Raw genomic sequence first — 21,070 nt, forward strand, 5'->3', positions numbered from 1 at the left:
GCGCATGAAAAAAGGGGGCGCGCCTGCGGGCACGCCCCCTCTTCGCGTCGTCGCCGGGTTACAGCGCGTCGATGTAGGCCACCAGGTCGGCGGTGGTCGTGAGCCCCTCGGGCTCGCCGAAGTCGATGCCCAGCTCGTCCTCGAGATCGCAGATCAGCTCGACCATGTCGAGCGAGTCGATGCCGAGCGACTCGAACGTGGACTCCTCGGTCACCGCAGCCGGGTCGATCTCGAGGTTGCGCTGCAGGATGTCGCGGACGGTGTCGATGGTCGCCATTGCCTAGTTCTCCTTCTGCTTCAGCAGGCCGTAGCCGCCGTCATCGCGGCGGTACAGCACGTTGACGAGATTCGTGTCGCGATCAGTGTAGGCGAAGAAGTCGTGCCCGAGCAGGTCGATCTGCACGAGGGCCTCTTCCTCGGTCATGGGCGTGAACTCGGTCTCCTTGCGGCGGACGACCTCCTCGCCTGCCAGCTCGTCCATGAGCTTGTCCAGGTCGAGCTCGCCCTCGGGGCGCGCGTCCTCATGCGCGTAGTCGACGATCTTCTCGGTGGCGCGCACCTTCTTGTCGATGATGCGGGTCTTGTACTTGCGGATCTGGCGCGCGATCTTGGCAGCCGCCACGTCGATGGCCGCGTACATGTCCTCTTCGTTCTCCTCGACGCGAACGATATGGCCCTTGATGCGCACGGTGACCTCGCAGATGGACGGCAGCGGGTTCGCCGGGTTCTTCTCCTTCATCAGCACGACCTCGCAGGAGATGGGGTCGGCGTCGATGGCCTTCAGGGCGTTGCCGACCTTCTCCTCGGCATACTGGCGCAGCGCGTCGGTGATGGGCATCTTGCGGCTGGTGACGGTAATGCTCATAGCGTTCACCTCTTTGCTCGAAGCGAATAAAAAACAGCTGATGAAAGGGCGGTTCGCGTGTCGGCGTCGTCTTCTGGGAGAAAGCGCTGCGTGGCACGTTTCTGTCCTCAAAGGTCGATCCGTCGGCGGCGGCCCCTTTCGTCAAGCTGTGATTCAAGCATAGCGCAAAACCGGATTCTCTGCCGACCAGAATAGGGGGAGAAGAAAAACGTTTCCATGACGCGGCCGCTGCTGCGCGCCGCTGCGGGGAAGGGCGGCGAGAGGCGGCGGCAGGCGGGCGTGATCCGGGGTGTTACGAGGTTTTTACGGAGGTTGCCCGCCGGTAGGCACGCGGCGCGAATTGGGGGATAATAAGGCGCTTGAACGAGGTTCTCACGCGGCTGAGCATGCGAGGTATCCCATGGAACGCACGAACAAGGAACAGGACGAGAAGGTGACCCAGGCGCCGGGCGACGCGGATGCGCGGACGGACGAGGCGGCGGTCTCCCAGGCCCTCTTCATCCGCGAGGTCCAGGGCCATCAGCGGCGCTACCGCAAGCTCATTCACCTCACGCACTCCTCCACCAAGGCCGCCGGCGCCATGCTCGTGGCCGCCGTGGTGGCGCTCATCGTGGCCAACACCGGAGCCCACGAGGCGTTCCTCGAGTTCTGGCACATGCCCGTGGTGGTGGGCATTGGCCCGGTGGTGGGCGAGATGTCCATGGCGCACGTCATCAACGACATCTTCATGGCCGTGTTCTTCCTGCTCGTGGGCTTGGAGATCAAGTACGAGATGACCGTCGGCGAGCTGACGAACATCCGCCAGGCGGCGCTGCCCATCATCGCCGCGGTCGGCGGCGTGCTCATGCCCATCGTGCTGTACTCGCTGTTCAACGGCGGCAACCCCGAGACGGCCCACGGCTGGGGCGTCCCCACGGCCACCGACATCGCCTTCGCGCTCGGCATCATGGCGCTTTTGGGCAACCGCGTGCCCAACGGCGTGCGCGTGTTCCTGTCCACGCTGGCCGTGGCCGACGACATCATCGCCATCCTCGTCATCGCCATCTTCTACGGCCAGAGCCCGTCCCTTCTGTGGCTGGCGGCCGCGGCGGCGGTGTTCGCGCTGCTCATGGTGATGAACCGCGCGCACGTGTACTCGCTGTTCCCCTACCTTGCCGTGGGCGTGATGCTGTGGTTCTGCGTGTTCATGTCGGGCGTGCACTCCACCATCGCCGGCGTGCTGCTGGCGTTCTCCATCCCGTCTGGCTCGCGCGTGAACCTGCGCAGCTTCCTCCAGTGGTCGGATGATGAGGTGCAGAAGGCGCGCAAGGTGTTCGAGCCGGATACGCCGGTCATCGCCCAGGACGAGTACATGAAGACGGTGAGCAACCTCTCGCAGGTCGCGCGGCAGGTCATCCCGCCGGCCACGCGCCTCGAGCACAAGCTGTACCCGTGGGTGTACTTCGGCGTGCTGCCGCTGTTCGCGCTGACCAACGCCGACGTGGCCATCTCGGGCGATCTGGGCGCCATGCTGTCGAGCCCGGTGCTGCTCGGCGTGTTCTTCGGCCTGGTGCTCGGCAAGCCCATCGGCATCATGCTGTTCAGCTTCGTCACCGTGAAGCTGAAGGTGGCCAGCCTGCCGCAGAACGTCAACTGGAAGCACATGCTGGGCGCGGCCATCCTGGGCGGCGTTGGGTTCACCATGGCCATCTTCGTGGCCAACCTGGCGTTTCCCGAGGCCATCATGGTGTCCGAGGCGAAGCTCGGCATCCTGGCGGCGTCGCTGGTGGCCGGCGTGGTGGGCTTTCTGTTCCTGCTGGGCCAGGCGAAGGCCGCCGAGGCCCGCGGCGTGGCCTACGTGACCGCCTACAGCGACGACCTGCATCCCCAGACGGCCAGCGTCGAGGTCGATCGCGCGGGCGAGGAACTGCTGGCCGCGCTCGACGACGAGGAGCTCGAGCGCGAGCTGGAGGCGCGCCTCCAGGGCGGTCAGGGCGTCGCCGAGATCGTCGTGGAGCTGCCGCGCGAGGACGGGGGCGACACCGCGGATCCGCAGATCTCCGAGGCCGAGGCTGCGGCTGCGGTCGCACTGCGTGACGAGGCCCTCTGCCGTGAGGAGCGCGACGTTGCCGGCACCTCCGGCGGCAGCCGCTAGACGTCTCCCAACAGGTGCTGACGCACGACGCCCGGGCCGACCCGCCCGGGCGTCGTTTTTTTGTCCGGCGTGCTGAGCGGCTCGTGGGGCAAACGAATGTTTCACGTGAAACACGTGGTGGCAGCACGAGGGCGCGATGGGAGGGCGCGCGGTCGGGGGGGGGCGATGGGGGGGCACGATGAGGGGAGCGCGGTGGGGAGACCGGGGAGATCGGGAGAGATACGCGCGGGTACGTGGTGTGCGCCGATGTGGGGATATGTGCGGGGGAGGGTGCCGGAGCGAGGGCGCTTGGGCGCGGGTGCGAGGCGCGTGGCGCCGCGCGGAGGCGTGGTGTGTGCGGATGTGGGGCGCGCGGCGCGTGAGGGCTGGCGGCGTGCGGCGCGCGAGAGCCGGGGCGCGGCATGTGGGGTTACGCGGGGACGTGATGCGTGGGGCCACGGGGCGCGTGAGAGAGCGCGGGCGGGGGCCGGCCGCGTGTGCGGCGGCCGCGAGCCGGGGTGCGGCGCGTGGCATCGCGTGGAGGCGTTGGGCGCGCCAGCGGTCGCGAGGGGGGGCGGGCGCGAGACTGGCTTTGAGCCCGAACGCCCGGCGCTCCGGGGCCTTCGACGCTCCGGGCGCGCGAGGGTGCGTGCGGGCGCCGGCTGGCTTCGCCATACGTACGAATGTTTCACGTGAAACATTGTGCTAGCGTGAGGGTGCAGCGGGAGTGGCGTAGTGCGATGGTGAGCTGAGGTGGGCGTGGTGGAGAGGCGGGGGTCGACAGGCGATGGGGCGGCGAGAACCCGGCGGGGTGCGAAAGCGGGCGCAGCAGGGCTGCGGGGCGTGTGGCGCCGCGCGGAGGCGTGGTACATGCAGGCGTGCGGCGCGCGAGAGCCGGGGCGCGGCATGTGGGGTTACGCGGGGACGTGATGCGTGGGGCCGCGGGGCGCGCGAGAGAGCGCGGGCGGGGGCTGGCCGCGTGTGCGGCGGCCGCGAGCCGGGGTGCGGCGCGTGGTGCCGCGCGGAGGCGTGGTACATGCAGGCGTGGGGCGCGCGAGGGCACGCGCGGGACGGGCGAGAGTCGGCGCCTGGGCGCGCCAGCGGTCGCGAGGGGGGGCGGGCGCGAGACTGGTTTTGGGCCCGGACGCCCGGCGCTCCGGGGCCTTCGGCGCTCCGGGCGCGCGAGGGTGCGTGCGGGCGCCGGTTGGCGCAGGGCGCCGTCCGGCTTCGCCATGCGTACGAATGTTTCACGTGAAACATCTCTACGACGATTCTCCGCTTTCTTGACAATACCCCCCAGGGGTATAAAATGGAGCGAAAATACCCTAAGGGGGTATATCCCCAGAAGCGAGAGGGAGGTTCCATGGAAGTCGAGAAGGACGCGGCACCAGCCGCCATAGCCGAAGGCGGCCCCGGTGCCGCCGCGGCGGATGAGGGATGCGCGTGCCGGCACAAGGCCACGCCGCGCAGCGCAGAGTTGCAGCTTGACGTGCAGAAACGCCTGAACCGCGCCATCGGCCAGCTCAACGGCGTGAAGGCCATGGTGGAGGACAACCGCTACTGCGGCGAGGTGCTCACCCAGCTGGCCGCGGCCGAGTCGGCGGTGCGCCGGGTGTCGGAGATGCTCCTGGCCGAGCATATGCGCACCTGCGTGGTGGAGGAGATCCGCGCGGGCAACGATGAGGTGGTCGACGAAGTGATGGCGCTCATGCGGCGCTTCTCGAAGTAGGGGAGACGCCCATGAAGACCCAGCGCTTGGCCGTGGCCGTCATGCACTGCGAGAAGTGCGTGGCGAACGTGACGCGGCACTACGAGGAGCTGCCCGGCGTGACGGCGGTGGCGGTAGACTTGGCTGCCCAGGTCGCCGAGGTGACCTACGATCCGGATCGAGCGACCCGAGACGACCTGCTGCACGCCCTTGACGACACCACCTTCAAGGTGGCCGTCATGCCCGTCGAGGGCCCCCATCCCTTCGCGGCGGAGATCGCCGCCGACGCGGCTGAGAAGGAGGCGAAGGCGGCGGAGGCCACGATGGCGGAGACCGCGAACCCGGATACGGCGGCATCGGGCGTGCCTGCGACCCCCTCGGGCGCGTCAGCGCCAGCTGCCGCAGGCTCGCCGGCCGCGCCGGACGCGGGGGAGGACGCCACCGGGTCGGCCGACGCGCCTGCCGACAAGGCCGACGAGCCCGCCCAGGCCGCCATCCGCCTGGCCATCGAGGGCATGCACTGCGCGAACTGCGCCGCCTCTATCGAGAGCCACTACCGCAAGACCCCCGGCGTGATCGACGTGGCCGTCAACCTGGCCAACAACACCGGGCGCGTGGTGTTCGACCCGGCCCAGGCCAGCGTGGACGACCTGCTCGCCGTGTTCGACAGCCTCGCCTTCACCGCCGAGCTCATTCCCGAGGACGCGCCGCTCGTGGACGAGAGGCGCCGCGCCCGCGAGGCGGCCCGCGCCAAGCGCGACCGCGGGGTGTTCGCCGTGGCGGCCGCGCTCACCGTGGCCATCGTCGCCATCGGCATGATCCCCGGTTGGCACATGGGGGTGGGCGCCGCACTCGCGGGGGTGTTCGCGCCCGACCCCACGCACGTTCAGGCCATGTTCGCGGCAAACCTTCTGCTGCTGGCGCTGACTATTCCCGTGCAGTTCTGCTGCGGCGCGCGTTTCTACCAGGGCGCCTGGGGCTCGCTTAAAGGCGGCTCGGCGAACATGGACGTGCTCGTGGCCCTGGGCACCTCCATCGCGTTCCTGTTCTCGCTGTGGATTACGTTTCTTCCTGTGGTGCGCGGTGACTGGTCGAGCCATGAGGCACTCGTCATCAATGACGGCATGCCCTATTTCGAGACCTGCGCCATGCTCATCACCTTCGTGCTTTTAGGCAAGATGCTGGAAAGCCGCGCGAAGGGCGCCACGAACCAGGCCATCGAGTCGCTGATGAATCTGACGCCGCCTGTGGCCCGCGTGATGCGCGGCGGCGAGGAGCGCGAGGTGCCGCTGGCCCAGGTGGTGGCGGGGGATACGGTGCTCGTGCGCCCCGGCGAGAAGATGCCGGTAGACGGCGTGGTGACCGAGGGCTCCACCGAGGTGGACGAGTCCATGCTCACCGGCGAGACGCTGCCGGTGGTGAAGGCCGCGGGCGACGCCGTGACCGGCGGTACCCAGAACACCACGGGATCGGTGACGGTGCGCGCCCTGCGCGTGGGCGCCGACTCCACGCTCGCCCGTATCGTGCGCGCGGTGGAAGACGCCCAGGGCACCAAGGCGCCCATCCAGCGCATCGCCGATCGCATCGCCGCGGTGTTCGTGCCGGCCATCCTGCTCATCGCGGCCCTCACGTTCGCCGTGTGGTTCCTGTTCGTGCCGCCTGCCGACGGCCCCACGGGGCTGCTCACCCAGTCGCTCATGCCCGCCATTGCCGTCATCTGCGTGGCGTGCCCCTGCGCGCTCGGCCTGGCCACGCCCACGGCGCTCACGGTAGGCATGGGGAAGGGCGCCCAGCTCGGTGTGCTCATCAAGGACGGCACGGTGCTCGAGACCCTGGGGGGCCTTTCGGCGGCGGTGTTCGACAAGACCGGCACGCTCACGGCGGGCGAGCCGACGGTGGTGGCCTGCGATGTGCCCGCCGACGCCCTGCGCCTGGCCGCGGCGCTGGAGGCGAGAAGCGAGCACCCCCTGGCCCGCGCCGTGGTGGCCTACGCGAACGTGGCCGAGCTGCCGGCTGCGGAGTCCTTCGAGGCCGTGGTCGGCGAGGGCGTGCGCGGCGTGGTGGAGGGCCACGAGGTGTTCATCGGCGTGAGGCCGGCGGAAGGCGGCGAGGGGACCGGGTCGGCGGTGGTCGTCGACGGCGTGCCGAAGGGCCGCATCCAGTTCCGCGATGAGCCGAAGCCCGATGCGGCCTCCACCCTGCGCGAGCTGCGCGAGGGCTACGGCGTGACTTCCTACCTGGTCACCGGCGATGCTGCGCCGACGGCCCGCGCCATCGCCCGCGAGGTGGGCATCGCGCCCGATCACGTGTTCGCCGGCGTGAAGCCCCTGGAGAAGGCCGACTGCGTGCGCGACGTGAAGGGCGCCGCGGGGGCGGGGGAGTGTGGCGCTGCTGCCGAGCGAGTCCCCGCTGACGGTCGCAGGGCCGCAGGCGCGGAGAGGCGAGCAGTGGTGGCCTTCGTGGGCGACGGCATCAACGACGCCCCGGCGCTCGCCGCCGCCGACGTGGGCGTGGCCCTGGCGTCTGGCACCGATGTGGCGCTCGACGCCGGCTCGGTGGTGCTCATGCGCAACCGCCTGAGCGACCTGGTGTGCGCCCTGCGCCTCTCGCGCGCCACCATGCGCAAGATCAAGCAGAACCTGTTCTGGGCGCTCATCTACAACTGCATCATGATCCCGCTGGCCGCCGTGGGCATCCTGGCCCCCGCGCTCGCCGGTGCGGCCATGGCCCTCTCGAGCGTGTCGGTGGTGTGCAACTCGCTGCTGCTCAAGCGGTTCAAGTAGGGGGGGCGCTCGCGCCCGCGCCGTCCGTCGCTCGTTGGCGAACGCAGAAGGGCGCGGGCGCAGGCGCGGGTGAAGCCGCGTCGCGGCGGCGGGCATGCCGGATGCTGGGCGAGGTGCGCTGACGGGCGCCTCGTGCCGAGACGCGGTGTGTCGGCATGGCTTCCCGTGGCGATCGTTGCCGCGATAATGGGCGCGCCGAGCCTGCCCTGTCGGAAAGTCCGGAGAAGTTGGCCAAAAACGATGCGCTTTACGCTGATTCGGGCGCTCGCGGCGCATCCCGGCGCGCGTTTCCCCAGGTCGCGATTGGCCGGAGGGCGCTCGCGGGCGGCCCGGGCGCGTAAAGCGCGGTGGTTTTGGCCAGAATCCGGGAGGAGCCCCGTCGATCCGTCGGTCGGCGGCCGGTCGGCGGCCGAGCCCCTCTCCCGCCCCGCGTGCCCGCGCCTGCCCCACCCCCTGCGCGCTCCGCCTGCCCTGCGCCCACCCCCGCTGCCTCCATCTGCGCTCATTTGTCCCTCCTGCCGCTTCGCGTCGCTCCCTTTGCTATTCCGCTCGTCCGCACCTGTCTCGTCCCCCAGCCCCCCCAGCACCCCCCCAGCATCCCCGTCTCCGTCCCTCCCCGTCTCCGCCCCCGCAGGTCCTCCTCGCGCTCGTCGGGCGCCTCGCGAGGCCTCCATGACGGTGCGCTATACTTCGGGCATTCGCGGCGCGGCCGATGGGGGCCGCCTTGCGATGCGGGCGCCCGCCGCTCCCGCGATCTGCCACGAAGCGCCCTCGGGGCGCGCCACGAGAGAAGGTTCCATGGAAACTGCTGCCATCATCCTCGCTGCCGGCGCGGGAACGCGCATGAAGTCGAAGAAGCCCAAGGTCGCCCATGAGGTGCTCGGCCGGCCGCTCGTCCGCTGGGTGGTGGAGGCCGCCCGCGGCGCCGGCGCCGACCGCCTGGTCACCGTGGTGGGCCACGGCCGCGAGAAGGTGGAGCCCCTGGTGGCCGACACCGAGGTGGTGGTCCAGCGCGAGCAGCGCGGCACGGCCGATGCGGTGCTGGCCTGCAAGGACGCCCTCGCCGGCTTCGACGGCTCGGTGGCGGTGCTCTCCGGCGACTGCCCGCTCATCACGGCCGACACCATCGCCGCGCTCGCCCGCGCCCGCGAGGAGGCCGGCGCGGCCGTGGCGGTGCTCACCATGGAGATGGACGACCCCTTCGGCTACGGACGCATCGTGCGCGATGCGTCGGGCCAGGTGGAGCGCATCGTCGAGCAGAAGGACGCCACGGCCGAGGAGGCCGCCCTCACCGAGTGCAACTCCGGCTTCTACTGCTTCGACGCGCTCGCGCTGTTCGACGCGCTCGCCCAGGTGGGCAGCGACAACGCCCAGGGCGAGTTCTACCTCACCGACGTCATCGCCATCAGCCGTGCGGCCGGACGGCCCGTGGTGGCCGTGCGCGCTGCCGACCCGGAGGAGTGCCTCGGCGTGAACTCCCGCGCCCAGCTGGCCCAGGCCACCAAGGCCATGCAGCGGCGCATCAACGACGCCCACCTGGCTGCCGGCGTCACCATGACCGACCCCGACACCGTGTGGATTGGTCCCGACGTCACCATCGAGCGCGACGTGGAGCTGCTGCCCGGCGTCATGCTCATGGGCGCCACGGCCATCGGCGAGGATTCCGTCGTCGGCCCCAACACGCGCCTCGCCGACACCCGCGTCGGCCGCGGCTGCGTCATCGACGAGACCGTCGCCGTCGAAGCCGTCATCGACGACGGCGCCACCTGCGGGCCGCGTGCCTACCTGCGTCCCGGCGCGCATCTGTGCGAGGGCGCCAAGGCCGGCACCCACGTGGAGATCAAGAAGTCCACGGTGGGGAAGGGGTCGAAGGTGCCGCACCTGTCGTACGTGGGCGACGCCACCATCGGCGAGGGCGTGAACCTCGGTGCCGGCACCATCACCTGCAACTACGATGGCGCCAAGAAGCACGCAACCGTCATCGGCGATGACGTGTTCGTGGGATCGAGCACCATGCTCGTGGCGCCGGTCGCCATCGGCGAGGGGGCCGTCATCGGCGCCGGCTCGGTCATCACCGAGGACGTGTCCGCCGGGGCGCTCGGGCTGGGCCGCGCCCGCCAGGTTGAGAAGCCTGGCTGGGTCGAGGCCCATCACGGGGAGTAACCCCTCCTTCTTTCCCCGATGGCCGCAGGCCCCCGGCCGGTTGAGGCAATCGCCTCGCCGGTCGGGGGCCTGTCTTTTGCGCGAAGCACCCGCCGCGCGAGCGCGGGGCGGAGGCGCGACGCGGGCGCGAGGGTGCGAGGGAAAGGCGCGCGGGGCGGAGGCGCCGAAGGGATCGGGGGGGCGTGGGCAACTGCGGAGGAGAGGGGGCGACCTGGGCAGAATCGACGGTTTTACGACGAAAAACGGCCGATTTCGCCCCGAATCGTGCGTCCTGGCCGCCTCCCGCTTTCCGCGACCTGGGGTTTTGCGCGGAAGCCGGCGCGCGCGACGCCCGAGAACGTCGCCAAACCGTCGATTCTGCCCAGGTTGGAGGGGATGCAGGGGAGGGGCCGCCCCTGGGAGGCGGTTGAGACGGCTGGCGCTCGCCCTACCCCGCGCATCGAGCGCCTCTCCCCGCACCCCCCCCTGCGCTCCCGCGCGCCTCGCGCGTCCCCGCCCTGCGCCGTCCGCACTCGCGCTTTCCCCGCGCTCCGCACCTCGCACCCCGCATTCCCCTGCGCTCCTCCCCGCATGCCACGCCTGCTCTGCTCCCGCACCCCGCGCTCAGCACGCCCCGCACGTCGCGCTCCGTCCCCGCGGGCCGTGCCTTTCCCGCGCGGATTGCCCGTTGTGGGGTGCCGTCGGCGGTCGTCGGGGCTACAATAGCCGGACGACGGAAAACCCGCCCGCGGCGGGGCTGGCCTACCTGAAGGAGCGTCTTCATGACCGAAATGCAGAAGAGCCTGGCGTTGTTCTCCGGCTCGGTGAACCCCGAGCTGGCGGAGAAGGTCGCCAACGAGCTGGGCGTGAGCCTGGGCAACGTGAAGCTGGAGAAGTTCTCGAACGGCGAGATCTACGCGCGCTACCTGGAGAGCGTCCGCGGCGCCGACGTGTTCCTCATCCAGTCGGTGGCCGGCGAGCACATCAACGACGCCCTCATGGAGCTGCTCATCATGGCCGACGCCGCCAAGCGCGCCTCGGCCCGCACCATCACCGCGGTCATCACCCACTACGGCTACGCGCGCCAGGACCGCAAGGCGGCGGCCCGCGAGCCCATCACCGCCAAGCTGGTGGCCAACCTCATCACCACCTCGGGCATCACGCGCGTCATGTCCATCGACTTGCACCAGGGCCAGATCCAGGGCTTCTTCGACATGCCGGTGGATCACCTCACGGCCCTGCCCATCCTCGCCGACTACTTCAAGGTGAAGAACCTCGACAAGGACAAGCTTTGCGTCGTGTCGCCCGACGTGGGGCGCGCCAAGGCGGCCAAGAAGCTCTCCGACATGCTCGAGGCCGATCTGGCCATCATGCACAAGGGGCGTCCCGGCCACAACAAGGCCGAGATCACGGCCCTCATCGGCGACGTCAACGGCAAGATCTGCGTTCTCAACGACGACATGATCGACACGGGCGGCTCGGTGGTGGCCGCCGTGGAGACGCTCAAGAACAAGGGCGCCGAGAAGATCTACGTCTGCTGCACCCACCCCGTGTTCTCCGGCCCGGGCCTCGAGCGCATGGCCAACCTGGACGTGGAGGAAGTGGTGGTCTGCGACACCATCCCCGTGCCGGTGGAGTACCAGACGGGCAAGATCAAGGTGATCTCCGTGGCGCCGCTCTTTGCCCGCGCCATCGCCAACGTCTACTCCAACCGCTCGGTCAGCGACCTGTTCGACCCGGACTTCGCGCTGTAGCAGCCGCACAGGGGCGGACAAGGGAAGAAAAGGCGAGGAATGTACCTGATCGTGGGCCTGGGCAATCCGGGCGATGAGTACGCGCACACCCGGCACAACGCCGGCTTCGACGTGGTGGATGCCATTGCCGAGGAGATCGGCGTGCGCTATTGGAAGACGGAGTGCGGCGCGCTGACCGCCAAGGGCGCCTGGCGCGACCACGACGTGGTGCTGGCCAAGCCGCAGAGCTACATGAACACCTCGGGCGGCCCGGTCAAGCAGCTCATGAACGCCTACGGCGTGGACGGCGAGCACCTCATCGTCGTCCACGACGAGCTTGACATCGACCCGGGCACCGTGCGCGCCAAGTTCGGCGGCGGGCACGCGGGTCACAACGGCCTGCGCTCCATCTGCGACAAGACGGGCACGCGCGACTGGTTCCGCCTGCGCGTGGGCATCGGCCGCCCGCCCGGGCGCATGCCCGTGGCCGACTACGTGCTCTCGCTTCCGAAGAAGGAGGCGAAGGAGGACTTCGACTACGCGGTGGATCGCGGCGCCCAGGCGGTGCTCTTCCTGATGGAGAACGGGCTGGAGAAGACGCAGCAGAGGTTCAACTGATGATCCGCCTCTCCGATCGCGGGCACGTGTATGCCCTGTTCGCCATCGTCGTGCTGGCCACGGCGCTCGGCTCGCTCACCCAGACGGTGATGAACTCCATGCTCGAGGGCGTCGACGCCGACTTCGGCGTGACCGCCGCCGTGGGCCAGTGGCTCACCACCGTCTACATGCTCGTGCTCGGCGTGACCGTACCGGCCGTGACCTGGCTCTCCCAGCGGATGCCGATGCGCGCGCTCGTGCTGACGGCGCTCGGCGTCTTCGTCGTGGGCGCCGCGGTGTCGGGCGCGGCGCCGTGCTTCGAGGTGCTCCTGGGCGGTCGCGTGCTGCAGGCCGTGGCCGCGGGCATCACGCTGCCGGTGCTCCAGTCCATCGCGATGACCCGCTTTCCCGCAGGGCAGAACGCCACGGCTATGGGCATCGCCGGCATCGCCATGGGCTTCGCGCCCAACATCGGGCCGCTCATCGGCGGCGCGCTCGTGGACTCGCTTGGGTGGCGCAGCTTCTACGTCATCCTGCTCGGCATCCTGGCAGCGCTCGTGCTGGCCACGGTGCTGCTCGTGCCGCGCTCCCCGGCGCCGGCGCGCGACGCGCGGCTGGACGCGCCCTCGCTCGTGCTGTCCACGCTGGGCTTCGGCGGCCTTCTGCTCGGGTTCTCCGAGGCGTCGAGCCTGGGTGCGGCCCATCCGGTGGTGTGGGCGAGCGTCGCGGTAGGCGCCGCGTGCCTCGCGCTGTTCGTGCGCCGGCAGCGCCGCGTGGACGATCCCCTCATCGACCTGCGCATCTTCGACTCGCGTCGCTTCCGCGCGAGCTTCGTCGCCCAGAACCTGCTGTTCGCCTCGTTCATGGGCATCACGCTCATCGTGCCGCTGTTCGTCCAGAACCTCCAGGGCGGCACGGCGCTCGAGGCCGGCATCGTGTTCATCCCCGCCACCGTGGCGGCGCTTCTGTTCAACCCGCTGGCCGGGTTCCTCTCCGACCGCGTGGGCGTGCGCCGCGTGACGATGGCGGCCGCCGTGCTGCTGGCCGCGGGGTCGCTGGCCATGGCGTTCATGGACGCCGGCACGCCGCTGTGGCTCATGACGCTCATGCAGACGGTGCGCGGCATCGGCGTGAGCTCGCTCATCGGGCCGTTCGCGTCATGGGGCCTCTCCAAGCTGCCGCGTGAGGTCGTGATGGACGGCAGCGCGTTCTTCGCCACCGCGCGCCAGGCGTGCGCCTCGCTCGGCACCGCGGCCATGGTGTTCCTCGTCACTGCGGCGCCCTCGCTGGGCGTGGCGGCCGCAGTCGGCTACCAGCTGGCCTTCGGCCTGTCCGCCGCGCTGGCCGTGGGCGTGCTGGCGGTCACGGCCCTGAGGGTGCGGTAGCCATGGCGTTTCTGCTGGGCTGCGAGCGCGCGCGGGTGGAGTTCCCCACCAAGACGGTGTTCGAGGGCGTGTCGCTCGGCGTGGACGAGGGCGCGCGCATCGGCGTGGTGGGCCGCAACGGCGACGGCAAGTCGACGCTGCTGCGCCTGCTCGCGGGGATGGTGGAGCCCGACGAGGGGCGCGTCATCCGCACGCGCGGCGTGTCGGTGGGCGTGCTCGGCCAGGCTGACGCCCTCGTCGATGCTGACAGCGTGCAGCGCGCCGTGGTGGGGGATGCGCCGGAGTACGAGTGGGCCGCCGATCCACGGGTGCGCGACATCATCGCCGGGCTGCTCGGCGACATCCCGTGGGACGGGCTGGTGGGCACGCTCTCCGGCGGGCAGCGGCGCCGCGTGGACCTGGCGCGGCTGCTCGTGGGCGACTGGGACGTGCTCATGCTCGACGAGCCCACCAACCACCTGGACATCCGCGCCATCACGTGGCTGGCCGCGCACCTGCGCGAGCGCTGGCGCCCCGGCCAGGGGGCGCTGCTGGTGGTCACTCACGACCGCTGGTTCCTCGACGAGGTGTGCACCGCCATGTGGGAGGTGCACGACCGCGTCATCGACCCGTTCGAGGGCGGGTTCTCGGCCTACATCATGCAGCGCGTCGAGCGCGACCGGCTGGCCGACTTGGCCGAGCAGAAGCGCCGCAACCAGCTGCGCCGCGAGCTGGCGTGGCTCTCGCGCGGGGCGCGCGCCCGGGCCACCAAGCCCAAGTTCCACGTAGCCGCCGCCCAGGCGCTCATCGCGGACGTGCCCGAGCTGCGCAATCCCCTTGAGCTGCGCCGCATGGCCATGGCGCGCCTGGGCAAGCAGGTGGTCGACTTGGAGGGCGCCACGGTGCGCTTCGGCGATGCCGCGCCGGTGCTCGACCACGTGGACTGGATCATCGGGCCGGGTGACCGCTACGGCATCGTCGGCGCTAACGGCGCGGGCAAGACGACGCTTCTGCGGGTGATCCAGGGGGTGCAGGAGCTGACGGCCGGCCGGGTGAAGATCGGCCAGACCGTGCGCTTCGCCGTGCTCTCGCAGCACCTCGACGAGCTGGCGAAGTGGGGCGACGACCGCGTGCGCCAGGTGATCGGCCGCTACTCGCGCCGCACGATGCTTGACGGCAAGGAGGTCACCCCCGCCCAGCTGCTCGAGCGCCTCGGGTTTTCCAAGGCCGACCTCAACGAGCCGGTATGCGACCTGTCCGGCGGCCAGAAGCGGCGGCTGGCGCTCATGCTCATCCTGCTCGACGAGCCCAACGTGCTCATCCTCGACGAGCCCGGCAACGACCTGGACACCGACATGCTGGCCGCGGTGGAGGACCTGCTCGACGGCTGGCCGGGCACGCTGCTGCTGGTCACGCACGACCGCTACCTCATGGAGCGCGTGACTGACCACCAGTTCGCCATCGTGGACGGCAAGGTGCGCCACCTGCCCGGCGGCGTGGACGAGTACCTGCGCCTGGTCGACGCGCGCGAGCGTGCCGTCGCGGCCGGCGGGGGAGCGGCGGACGCGGCGGCGGGCGCCAGCGGGCGCGGAGGCGGGGCCAGGCGGGGCGCCGGCGCGGTGGCGGATGTGGCCCCGGAGACGGGCGCGCGCCTCACGGGCGGCGAGCAGCGGGCGCTGCGCAAGCTCATGGCGTCCAACGAGAAGAAGGCCGACACCCTGCGCGGCAAGATCGAGGCCAAGCGCCAGGAGATGGCCCAGGCCGACCCGTCCGACTACCTGGTGCTCACCGCCTTGCAGGAGGAGATCGCCGACTTCGAGTCCCAGATAGAGGCCCTTGAGCTCGAGTGGCTCGAGGCCGCCGAGAAGCTGGGGGAGTGATGGCGGCCTATCGGACGGTGGCGGCGCGCGTCACGGCGGAGATCGTGGAGAAGCGCTCGCGCTTCATCGCGCAGCTGGCGCCCGTGGCCAGCGAGGAGGAGGCGCTCGCGTTCATCGAGGAGGTGCGGGCCGAGCACCGCATGGCGCGCCATAACGTGTACGCCTACGTGCTGCGCGGCGGCCGGGTGCGCTACACCGACGACGGCGAGCCGCCCAAGACCGCCGGCATGCCCACGCTCGAGGCCGTCCAGCACGCGGGGCTCGAGGACGTGGCCGTGGTGGTGACGCGCTACTTCGGCGGCGTGCTCCTGGGAACAGGCGGGCTCGTGCGCGCCTACGGGGATGCGACGCGCGCGGCCATCGACGCGGCGCGCGTGGTGACCGTCTCGCGCGTGGTCGATGTGCTGGCCGAGGTGCCCTACCGCCTTTACGAGCCGACGGTGCGCGCCGCCGAGGCCGCGGGCGCCCGCGTGCAGGACGCCGACTTCGGCGCGGCGGTGGCCCTCACGCTGCGCGTGCTCGACGGCCAGCAGGACGAGCTGGCGCGCGTCCTCACCGAGGCCACCGCCGGGGCTGCCGAGCTGCTCCCCGGCGAGCCCTTCGACGCCGCGTTCTAGGCAGCCTGGAGGCGGCCGCTGCCTGGGGGCACGACCGCGAGCGTCCCGCGACTGCGATCGGCGACGCGCCTGCGGGCGTCACACCCGCCCTCGCGTCCGGCGCTCGAGACGTGCCCGCAGGCGTCCCGTCCGCCCTCGCGTCCGGCGCCGTGCTCGCAGCCGCTCTGTCTCGCGACCGGCGGCCCGACTGCCCCGCGACTGGCGCTGCGCTCGCGAGCGTCTCACGCCTAAGGCGCCGGACGTCCCGCCTCGCCCGCACGGGAGCCGCCGTTGTCCTCGCTCGTGTGGCCCGCATCTTGCGCCCGTCTCCGAGACGCCCCCCTCGCGGGCGTCACGCCCCGCAACTGGCGCCGCTGTGCCCCCCGCGACTGGCGCCGCTCCCGCGGGCGTCTCAGCCGTACCTCCACCCCCTCCACCCCCTCCACCCCCTCCACCCCCTCCACCCCCTCCACCCCCTCCACCCCCTCCACCCCCTCCACCCCCTCCACCCCCTCCACCCCCTCCACCCCCTCCACCCCCTCCACCCCCTCCACCCCCTCCACCCCCTCCACCCCCTCCACCCCCTCCACCCCCTCCACCCCCTCCACCCCCTCCACCCCCTCCACCCCCTCCACCCCCTCCACCCCCTCCACCCCCTCCACCCCCTCCACCCCCTCCACCCCGTCGTCCTCCCCGCGCCGCGCCCGCGCGACCCCGAAAAAGGCGCTCCGCGACGCAAATTTCGACGGTTTTGCACCCTCGGTGCGCGCTGAGGCGCGGCGTCGCCGCTGCCGACCTGGAGAAACGCGCTCGCCTGCGGGCGCGAGCGCCTTGCTGGCGGTCGCCAAGAGTGCAAAACCGTCGAAATTTGCGAAACGCGCCCGGTTTTCCGTGGCGGCGGGACGGCTGGCCTATAATGGTGCGCGACCGCACCGCCGATCCTGCTTGCTGCCTGCCCGTGGCCGCGACGCGGGGCCGGCCCCGAACGAGAGAGGCCCCCATGTACGGACTGAGAACCGAGAGCGAATTCGACGCCGCGCACTTCCTCACCGACTACCACGGCAAGTGCGAGAACCTCCATGGCCATCGCTGGCGCGTGGTGGCCTACCTGGAGGTGGACGAGCTGCAGAAGGAGGGCACCTGCAAGGACATGGTGGTGGACTTCGGCGACTTCAAGGGCGCCCTGCGTGCGCTCACCGAGCAGCTCGACCACCGCTTCATCGTAGAGGAGGGCTCGCTGGCCGCCGATACGCTGGCGTGCCTGGAGCGCGAGGGCTTCACCCTGTTCATGGTGCCCTTCCGCGTGACGGCCGAGAACCTGGCCCGGTGGTTCTTCGACCGCCTGGCCGAGCGTGGCTTGCCCGTTTCCCAGGTGGACGTGTACGAGACGCCCGCCAACTGCGCGATTTACCGGAGGTAGCCCCATGACGAAGAAGGACAACACCCTGCCCGAGTGGCTGGAGGACGTGGTGGCGAAGGAGGAGCGCGCGCGACGTCAGGCCGTCCAGGCCGCCGAGCGGCGCGCTGCGGCCGAGAACCGCGCCGAGATCATGCCCGTCGCCGAGCGCTTCGTGTCTGTGAACGGCGAGGGCACCCATGCCGGGCGCCTGGCGGCCTTCATCCGGTTCGCCGGGTGCAACTTGCGCTGCCGCTGGTGCGATACCGCCTGGGCCCAGGGCGCCGATGCGGTGACCGAGTGGCGTACCGCTGAGGAGCTCGTGGCGTGGGTGCGCGAGGCGCGCGTGGAGTGCGTCACGCTCACCGGCGGCGAGCCACTGCTGCAGTCGGGAGCGTCGGCCCTGGTGGAGGCCTTGGTGCGCGCCGGATCGGCGCCGGGAGGCGATGAGGGGGTCACCTCCTACGCGTCGCTCGTGGAGCGCGCGTCGGCCGCCGCCGAGGAGCCGCCTGCGCCTGGCCCGCTGTTCGTGGAGATCGAGACGAACGGCTCGCAGCCCATCCGTCCGCTGGCGGCGCTGCGCGAGCGCCTGGCCGAGGAGGGCGTGCCCGGGCGCTTCGGGTTCACCCTGGACTGCAAGCTGCCCGCCAGCGGCGAGGACTCCGCCATGAACGAGGACAACTACGCGCTTTTGGGCGCCGATGACGTGGTGAAGTTCGTCATCGCGGATGCGGGCGACCTGGACGCGATGCTCGCGGTGGTGGAGGCTCACGGCCTGGCCGGCCGCTGCGGCGTGTACCTGAGCCCCATCCGGGGCGAGATGGACCCGGCCGTGGTGGTGGAGTTCATGCGCGCGCACGCCATGGCCTACGCCACGCTGCAGCTCCAGCTCCACAAGGTTATCTGGCCCGGCGTCGAGCGAGGTGTCTGATGGCGGGGGAGGACGCGGTGCGCGTAGAAGGCACGCAGGGCGCAGGCATGACTGCCGAGGCCGCCGAGGCCGGCGCGGGCTCCAGGGCCGCCGAGGCCGGCGCGCCCGCCGGAGCCGGGGCTGCCGGCGCGCCGGCCAAGGCGCTCGTGCTGTGCAGCGGCGGCGTGGACTCCACGACGCTTTTGGCCCGGGCAGTGCGCGACTACGGCGCCGCCAACGTCTGCGCGCTGTCGGTCTCCTACGGTCAGCGCCACGTCCGCGAGCTGGACGCCGCCCGCGCGGTGGCGGCCTACTACGGCGTCGAGCAGCGCTTCCTCGACCTGGCCGCCATCTTCGCCGAGAGCGACTGCTCGCTGCTGTCCCACTCGGACGTCGCGTTGCCCCAGGGTGCCTACGCCGACCAGCAGGACGCCGCGGCGGGCGCGCCGGTGAGCACCTACGTGCCGTTCCGTAACGGGCTGTTCCTGTCGTCGGCCGCGTCGATGGCGCTCTCGCTCGGGTGCTCGACGGTGCTCTACGGCGCCCATCACGACGACTGGGCCGGCAACGCCTACCCGGACTGCTCGCCGGCGTTCGTGGACGCCATGGCCCGCGCCATCGCCGAGGGAACCGGCGGCGAGCTGCGTCTGGAGGCGCCGTTCGTCAACGCGAACAAGGCGGCCATCGTCGCCGAGGGCCTGGCGCTCGGCGTGCCCTACGAGCTCACGTGGTCGTGCTACGAGGGCGGTGCGGTTCCCTGCGGCACCTGCGCCACCTGCATTGACCGCGCCGCCGCCTTCGCTGCCAACGGCGCGCCTGACCCGCTGCTCGGCTGACGCTCGCGCCTGGACCGCCCGGCCCGGCTGCCGGGTCGACGGCTCGGTTGCCGTGCTCCCGCGCCGCAAGCCCGCCGGGGCGTTCCCTTCGAGAAAGGATCCTCCCATGACCGCATCCAGCCTGTCTGCCGCCTTCGCCGACTTCCAGTCCCGCGGCGGCGCGCCTGCCCCCGCCGCCGGCCGCGACGAGGACGAGACCCGCGAAGGCGGCGTCACGCACCTGGGCAGCCAGGGCACGCGCTACCCGGCCGACTACGACCCCTCCGTCTTGGAGACGTTCGTCAACAAGCACCCGAACAACGACTACTTCGTGAAGTTCAACTGCCCTGAGTTCACGAGCCTCTGCCCCATCACCGGCCAGCCGGACTTCGCCACCATCTATATCTCCTATGTGCCCGGCGAGCTCATGGTGGAGAGCAAGTCGCTGAAGCTGTACCTGTTCAGCTTCCGCAACCACGGCGACTTCCACGAGGACTGCATGAACATCATCATGAAGGATCTCATCGCCCTCATGGATCCGAAGTACATCGAGGTGTGGGGCAAGTTCACGCCCCGTGGCGGCATCTCCATCGATCCCTACTGCAACTACGGCCGCCCCGGCACGCGCTGGGAAGAGGTGGCGTGGACGCGCCTCTCGCAGCACGACCTGTATCCCGAGAAGGTGGACAACCGCTAGGCGCTGCGGCTGCGGAGGCGCGTGGCGACGGCGCGGGCGGTTGCTCGTCGATGGGGGTCAAGGTGGACTACACGCAAGAGGAGCTGGCCGAGGCGCGTCGGCAGGTGGACTCGACGCTGCACAAGCTGCGCGAGACGCTGCGCACCCTGGAGACGAAGGAGAACGCCTCGCGGCTGAAGCCCCAGATCACGTTGGCGCGGAGGCGCATCGCGGCCTTCGAGGTGGCGAGCGGCCTCATCGGGCGCGAGCTTGAGTGCGCAGAAGGCGGGCCTGCTGGTTTCGCAGCCAGGCGCTGCGAGGCTGCCGGCGGGGCTGCGCGGGCCGGCGCTGGCGACGGGGGCGTCGGCTGCTAGGGCGGCGGACATTGGTGCCCTCCCCGCGGACGGCGCGGCGTCGCCGTGCTTACGCCGCGCCTACGACTTGGTTGCGACGGGCAAGCGCGCTCCCCGCGAGCGCGACGGTTCCCTAAGATGGGCGCAACGCTGCGGATGGATCAACGCCGCGGCATCCGGTTGTACCTGTCCGTAGAAAGGAACGACTATGGCAATCCTGTCCAATCCGTTCGTCATGGAAGTGCCGCGCAAGCTCACCGACGAGGAGCTGGTGAACGCCATCCGCCAGGATCTGGTGGGCGAGCTCGAGGCCATCCACGAGTACGACGCGCACGTCCTGGCCACCGACAACGAGGACGCGAAGAAGGTGCTCTCCGACATCCGCGACGAGGAGCGCGAGCACATGGGCGAGCTCCTCGAGCTGCTGGAGCGTCTGGCTCCCGACGAGAAGGGATTCCATGACGAGGGCCGTGACGAGGTTCGCGAGATGCTCGACGGCAAGAAGAAGTAGGGCGCCGCACGCAGGCTGCCTGGGCCCCGGTCACGTAAGCGTCCGGGGCTTTTTTGCGTCTGGCTTCCCGTCTCGGCGGCGCTCCTGGGGCTCGGCGGCGGGGGGGTGGCGCCTCGCACTCCCGATGGTACGGGGCCGCCTTGCTTCCCGGTGGGCTCCGGTCTGGGTCTGCCGTGTCGTCGCTGCGATGCGGGGTGCGGTTTCCGGCTCGCAGTGTCGGGGCGTCGAGCTGGCGGGGAGGTTTCGGAAATCTGGCCAAAAAGGGTACGGTTTACGCAGGTTTGAATGTCCCCGGCGCTTCTTGGCGCGTGTTTCCCCAGGTCGGGGGTGGCCAGAGGACGCCTCGGGGCTGTCTGGGAGCGTAAACCGTGCTGTTTTTGGCCAGTTTCTCGGAAGGAAGGCCTTGGCGACTTGGAGCGGTGGATGTTGCGACCCGGCGGCGGTGCTGACCTCCGACCCCCCGACCCCCCGACCCCCGACCCCCCGACCCCCCGACCCCCCGACCCCCCGACCCCCCGACCCCCCGACCCCCCGACCCCCCGACCCCCCGACCCCCCGACCCCCCGACCCCCCGACCCCCCGACCCCCCGACCCCCCGACCCCCCGACCCCCCGACCCCCCCCCTCGC

General features: G+C 70.9%; 18 protein-coding genes. 15 read left to right on the forward strand and 3 right to left on the reverse strand.

The features are described 5' to 3' along the window. Positions 1–58: 58 nt before the first annotated feature. Both AC6I0Y_RS02460 and hpf read right to left on the reverse strand, forming a co-directional pair. On the reverse strand, positions 59–277 hold the full coding sequence (locus AC6I0Y_RS02460; RefSeq protein ID WP_160709992.1) for an acyl carrier protein: 219 nt from the start codon (positions 275–277) through the stop codon (positions 59–61). Positions 278–280: 3 nt separating this feature from the next. Beyond that, on the reverse strand, positions 281–865 hold the full coding sequence (gene hpf, locus AC6I0Y_RS02465; RefSeq protein ID WP_160709993.1) for a ribosome hibernation-promoting factor, HPF/YfiA family: 585 nt from the start codon (positions 863–865) through the stop codon (positions 281–283). 400 nt (positions 866–1,265) lie between these two features. On the opposite strand from hpf, the gene nhaA reads away from it, so the two are divergent. From nhaA to AC6I0Y_RS02510, 9 genes are all read left to right on the forward strand, one after another. After that, positions 1,266–2,999 carry a Na+/H+ antiporter NhaA gene (gene nhaA / locus AC6I0Y_RS02470; protein WP_497732861.1) on the forward strand — a complete coding sequence of 578 codons (1,734 nt, stop codon included), beginning with the start codon at positions 1,266–1,268 and terminating at the stop codon, positions 2,997–2,999. A gap of 1,342 nt (positions 3,000–4,341) precedes the next feature. After that, positions 4,342–4,707, forward strand: a complete 366-nt coding sequence (locus AC6I0Y_RS02475; protein ID WP_160710122.1) for a metal-sensing transcriptional repressor — start codon at positions 4,342–4,344, stop codon at positions 4,705–4,707. Between the two features lie 11 nt (positions 4,708–4,718). Next, entirely contained in the window at positions 4,719–7,469 is a 2,751-nt protein-coding gene (locus tag AC6I0Y_RS02480; RefSeq protein WP_497732864.1) for a heavy metal translocating P-type ATPase, read from the forward strand. A gap of 798 nt (positions 7,470–8,267) precedes the next feature. Further along, positions 8,268–9,632, forward strand: coding sequence for a bifunctional UDP-N-acetylglucosamine diphosphorylase/glucosamine-1-phosphate N-acetyltransferase GlmU (gene glmU, locus AC6I0Y_RS02485; protein WP_160710124.1), 1,365 nt, complete (start codon positions 8,268–8,270; stop codon positions 9,630–9,632). 761 nt (positions 9,633–10,393) lie between these two features. Next, positions 10,394–11,365 (forward strand): ribose-phosphate diphosphokinase, encoded by a 972-nt coding sequence (locus AC6I0Y_RS02490; protein WP_160710125.1) that lies wholly within the window; start codon positions 10,394–10,396, stop codon positions 11,363–11,365. 39 nt (positions 11,366–11,404) lie between these two features. Beyond that, positions 11,405–11,962: an aminoacyl-tRNA hydrolase gene (gene pth / locus AC6I0Y_RS02495; RefSeq protein ID WP_497732866.1), complete on the forward strand. Its 558-nt coding sequence runs from the start codon at positions 11,405–11,407 to the stop codon at positions 11,960–11,962. Beyond that, complete coding sequence (locus tag AC6I0Y_RS02500) at positions 11,962–13,326, forward strand: DHA2 family efflux MFS transporter permease subunit (protein ID WP_497732868.1); 1,365 nt, start codon at positions 11,962–11,964, stop codon at positions 13,324–13,326. The genes pth and AC6I0Y_RS02500 overlap by 1 nt, the downstream gene beginning before the upstream one ends. A gap of 2 nt (positions 13,327–13,328) precedes the next feature. Then, positions 13,329–15,185 carry an ABC-F family ATP-binding cassette domain-containing protein gene (locus tag AC6I0Y_RS02505; RefSeq protein ID WP_497732870.1) on the forward strand — a complete coding sequence of 619 codons (1,857 nt, stop codon included), beginning with the start codon at positions 13,329–13,331 and terminating at the stop codon, positions 15,183–15,185. Next, entirely contained in the window at positions 15,185–15,802 is a 618-nt protein-coding gene (locus AC6I0Y_RS02510) for an IMPACT family protein (protein ID WP_160710645.1), read from the forward strand. Before AC6I0Y_RS02505 ends, AC6I0Y_RS02510 begins: the two co-directional genes overlap by 1 nt. Before the next feature lie 227 nt (positions 15,803–16,029). Here the strand turns inward: AC6I0Y_RS02510 and AC6I0Y_RS02515 are convergent, their stop codons facing one another. Continuing rightward, positions 16,030–16,461 carry a hypothetical protein gene (locus AC6I0Y_RS02515; protein WP_497732873.1) on the reverse strand — a complete coding sequence of 144 codons (432 nt, stop codon included), beginning with the start codon at positions 16,459–16,461 and terminating at the stop codon, positions 16,030–16,032. A 320-nt stretch (positions 16,462–16,781) separates the two neighbouring features. Here AC6I0Y_RS02515 and AC6I0Y_RS02520 point away from each other — a divergent pair, with 320 nt between their 5' ends. The 6 genes from AC6I0Y_RS02520 (at position 16,782) to encB (ending at position 20,442) form a co-directional block, all read left to right on the forward strand. After that, entirely contained in the window at positions 16,782–17,201 is a 420-nt protein-coding gene (locus AC6I0Y_RS02520) for a 6-pyruvoyl trahydropterin synthase family protein (protein ID WP_160710617.1), read from the forward strand. Between the two features lie 4 nt (positions 17,202–17,205). Beyond that, the gene (locus AC6I0Y_RS02525) at positions 17,206–18,108 is read left to right on the forward strand and encodes a radical SAM protein (RefSeq protein WP_201751103.1); all 903 of its coding nucleotides are present in this window, start codon (positions 17,206–17,208) and stop codon (positions 18,106–18,108) included. After that, entirely contained in the window at positions 18,108–18,923 is an 816-nt protein-coding gene (queC, locus tag AC6I0Y_RS02530; protein WP_497732875.1) for a 7-cyano-7-deazaguanine synthase QueC, read from the forward strand. The genes AC6I0Y_RS02525 and queC overlap by 1 nt, the downstream gene beginning before the upstream one ends. A gap of 106 nt (positions 18,924–19,029) precedes the next feature. Continuing rightward, positions 19,030–19,599: a preQ(1) synthase gene (gene queF / locus AC6I0Y_RS02535; protein WP_497732877.1), complete on the forward strand. Its 570-nt coding sequence runs from the start codon at positions 19,030–19,032 to the stop codon at positions 19,597–19,599. A gap of 62 nt (positions 19,600–19,661) precedes the next feature. After that, entirely contained in the window at positions 19,662–19,952 is a 291-nt protein-coding gene (locus tag AC6I0Y_RS02540; protein WP_497732879.1) for a hypothetical protein, read from the forward strand. A 187-nt stretch (positions 19,953–20,139) separates the two neighbouring features. Beyond that, a complete protein-coding gene (gene encB, locus AC6I0Y_RS02545; protein WP_201751115.1) occupies positions 20,140–20,442 on the forward strand; it encodes an encapsulin nanocompartment ferritin-likeEncB family encapsulin nanocompartment ferritin-like cargo protein cargo protein in 303 nt (100 codons plus the stop codon). The last annotated feature ends 628 nt before the right edge of the window (positions 20,443–21,070 follow it).

The sequence above is a fragment of the Adlercreutzia sp. St.1H8 genome (assembly GCF_059728655.1).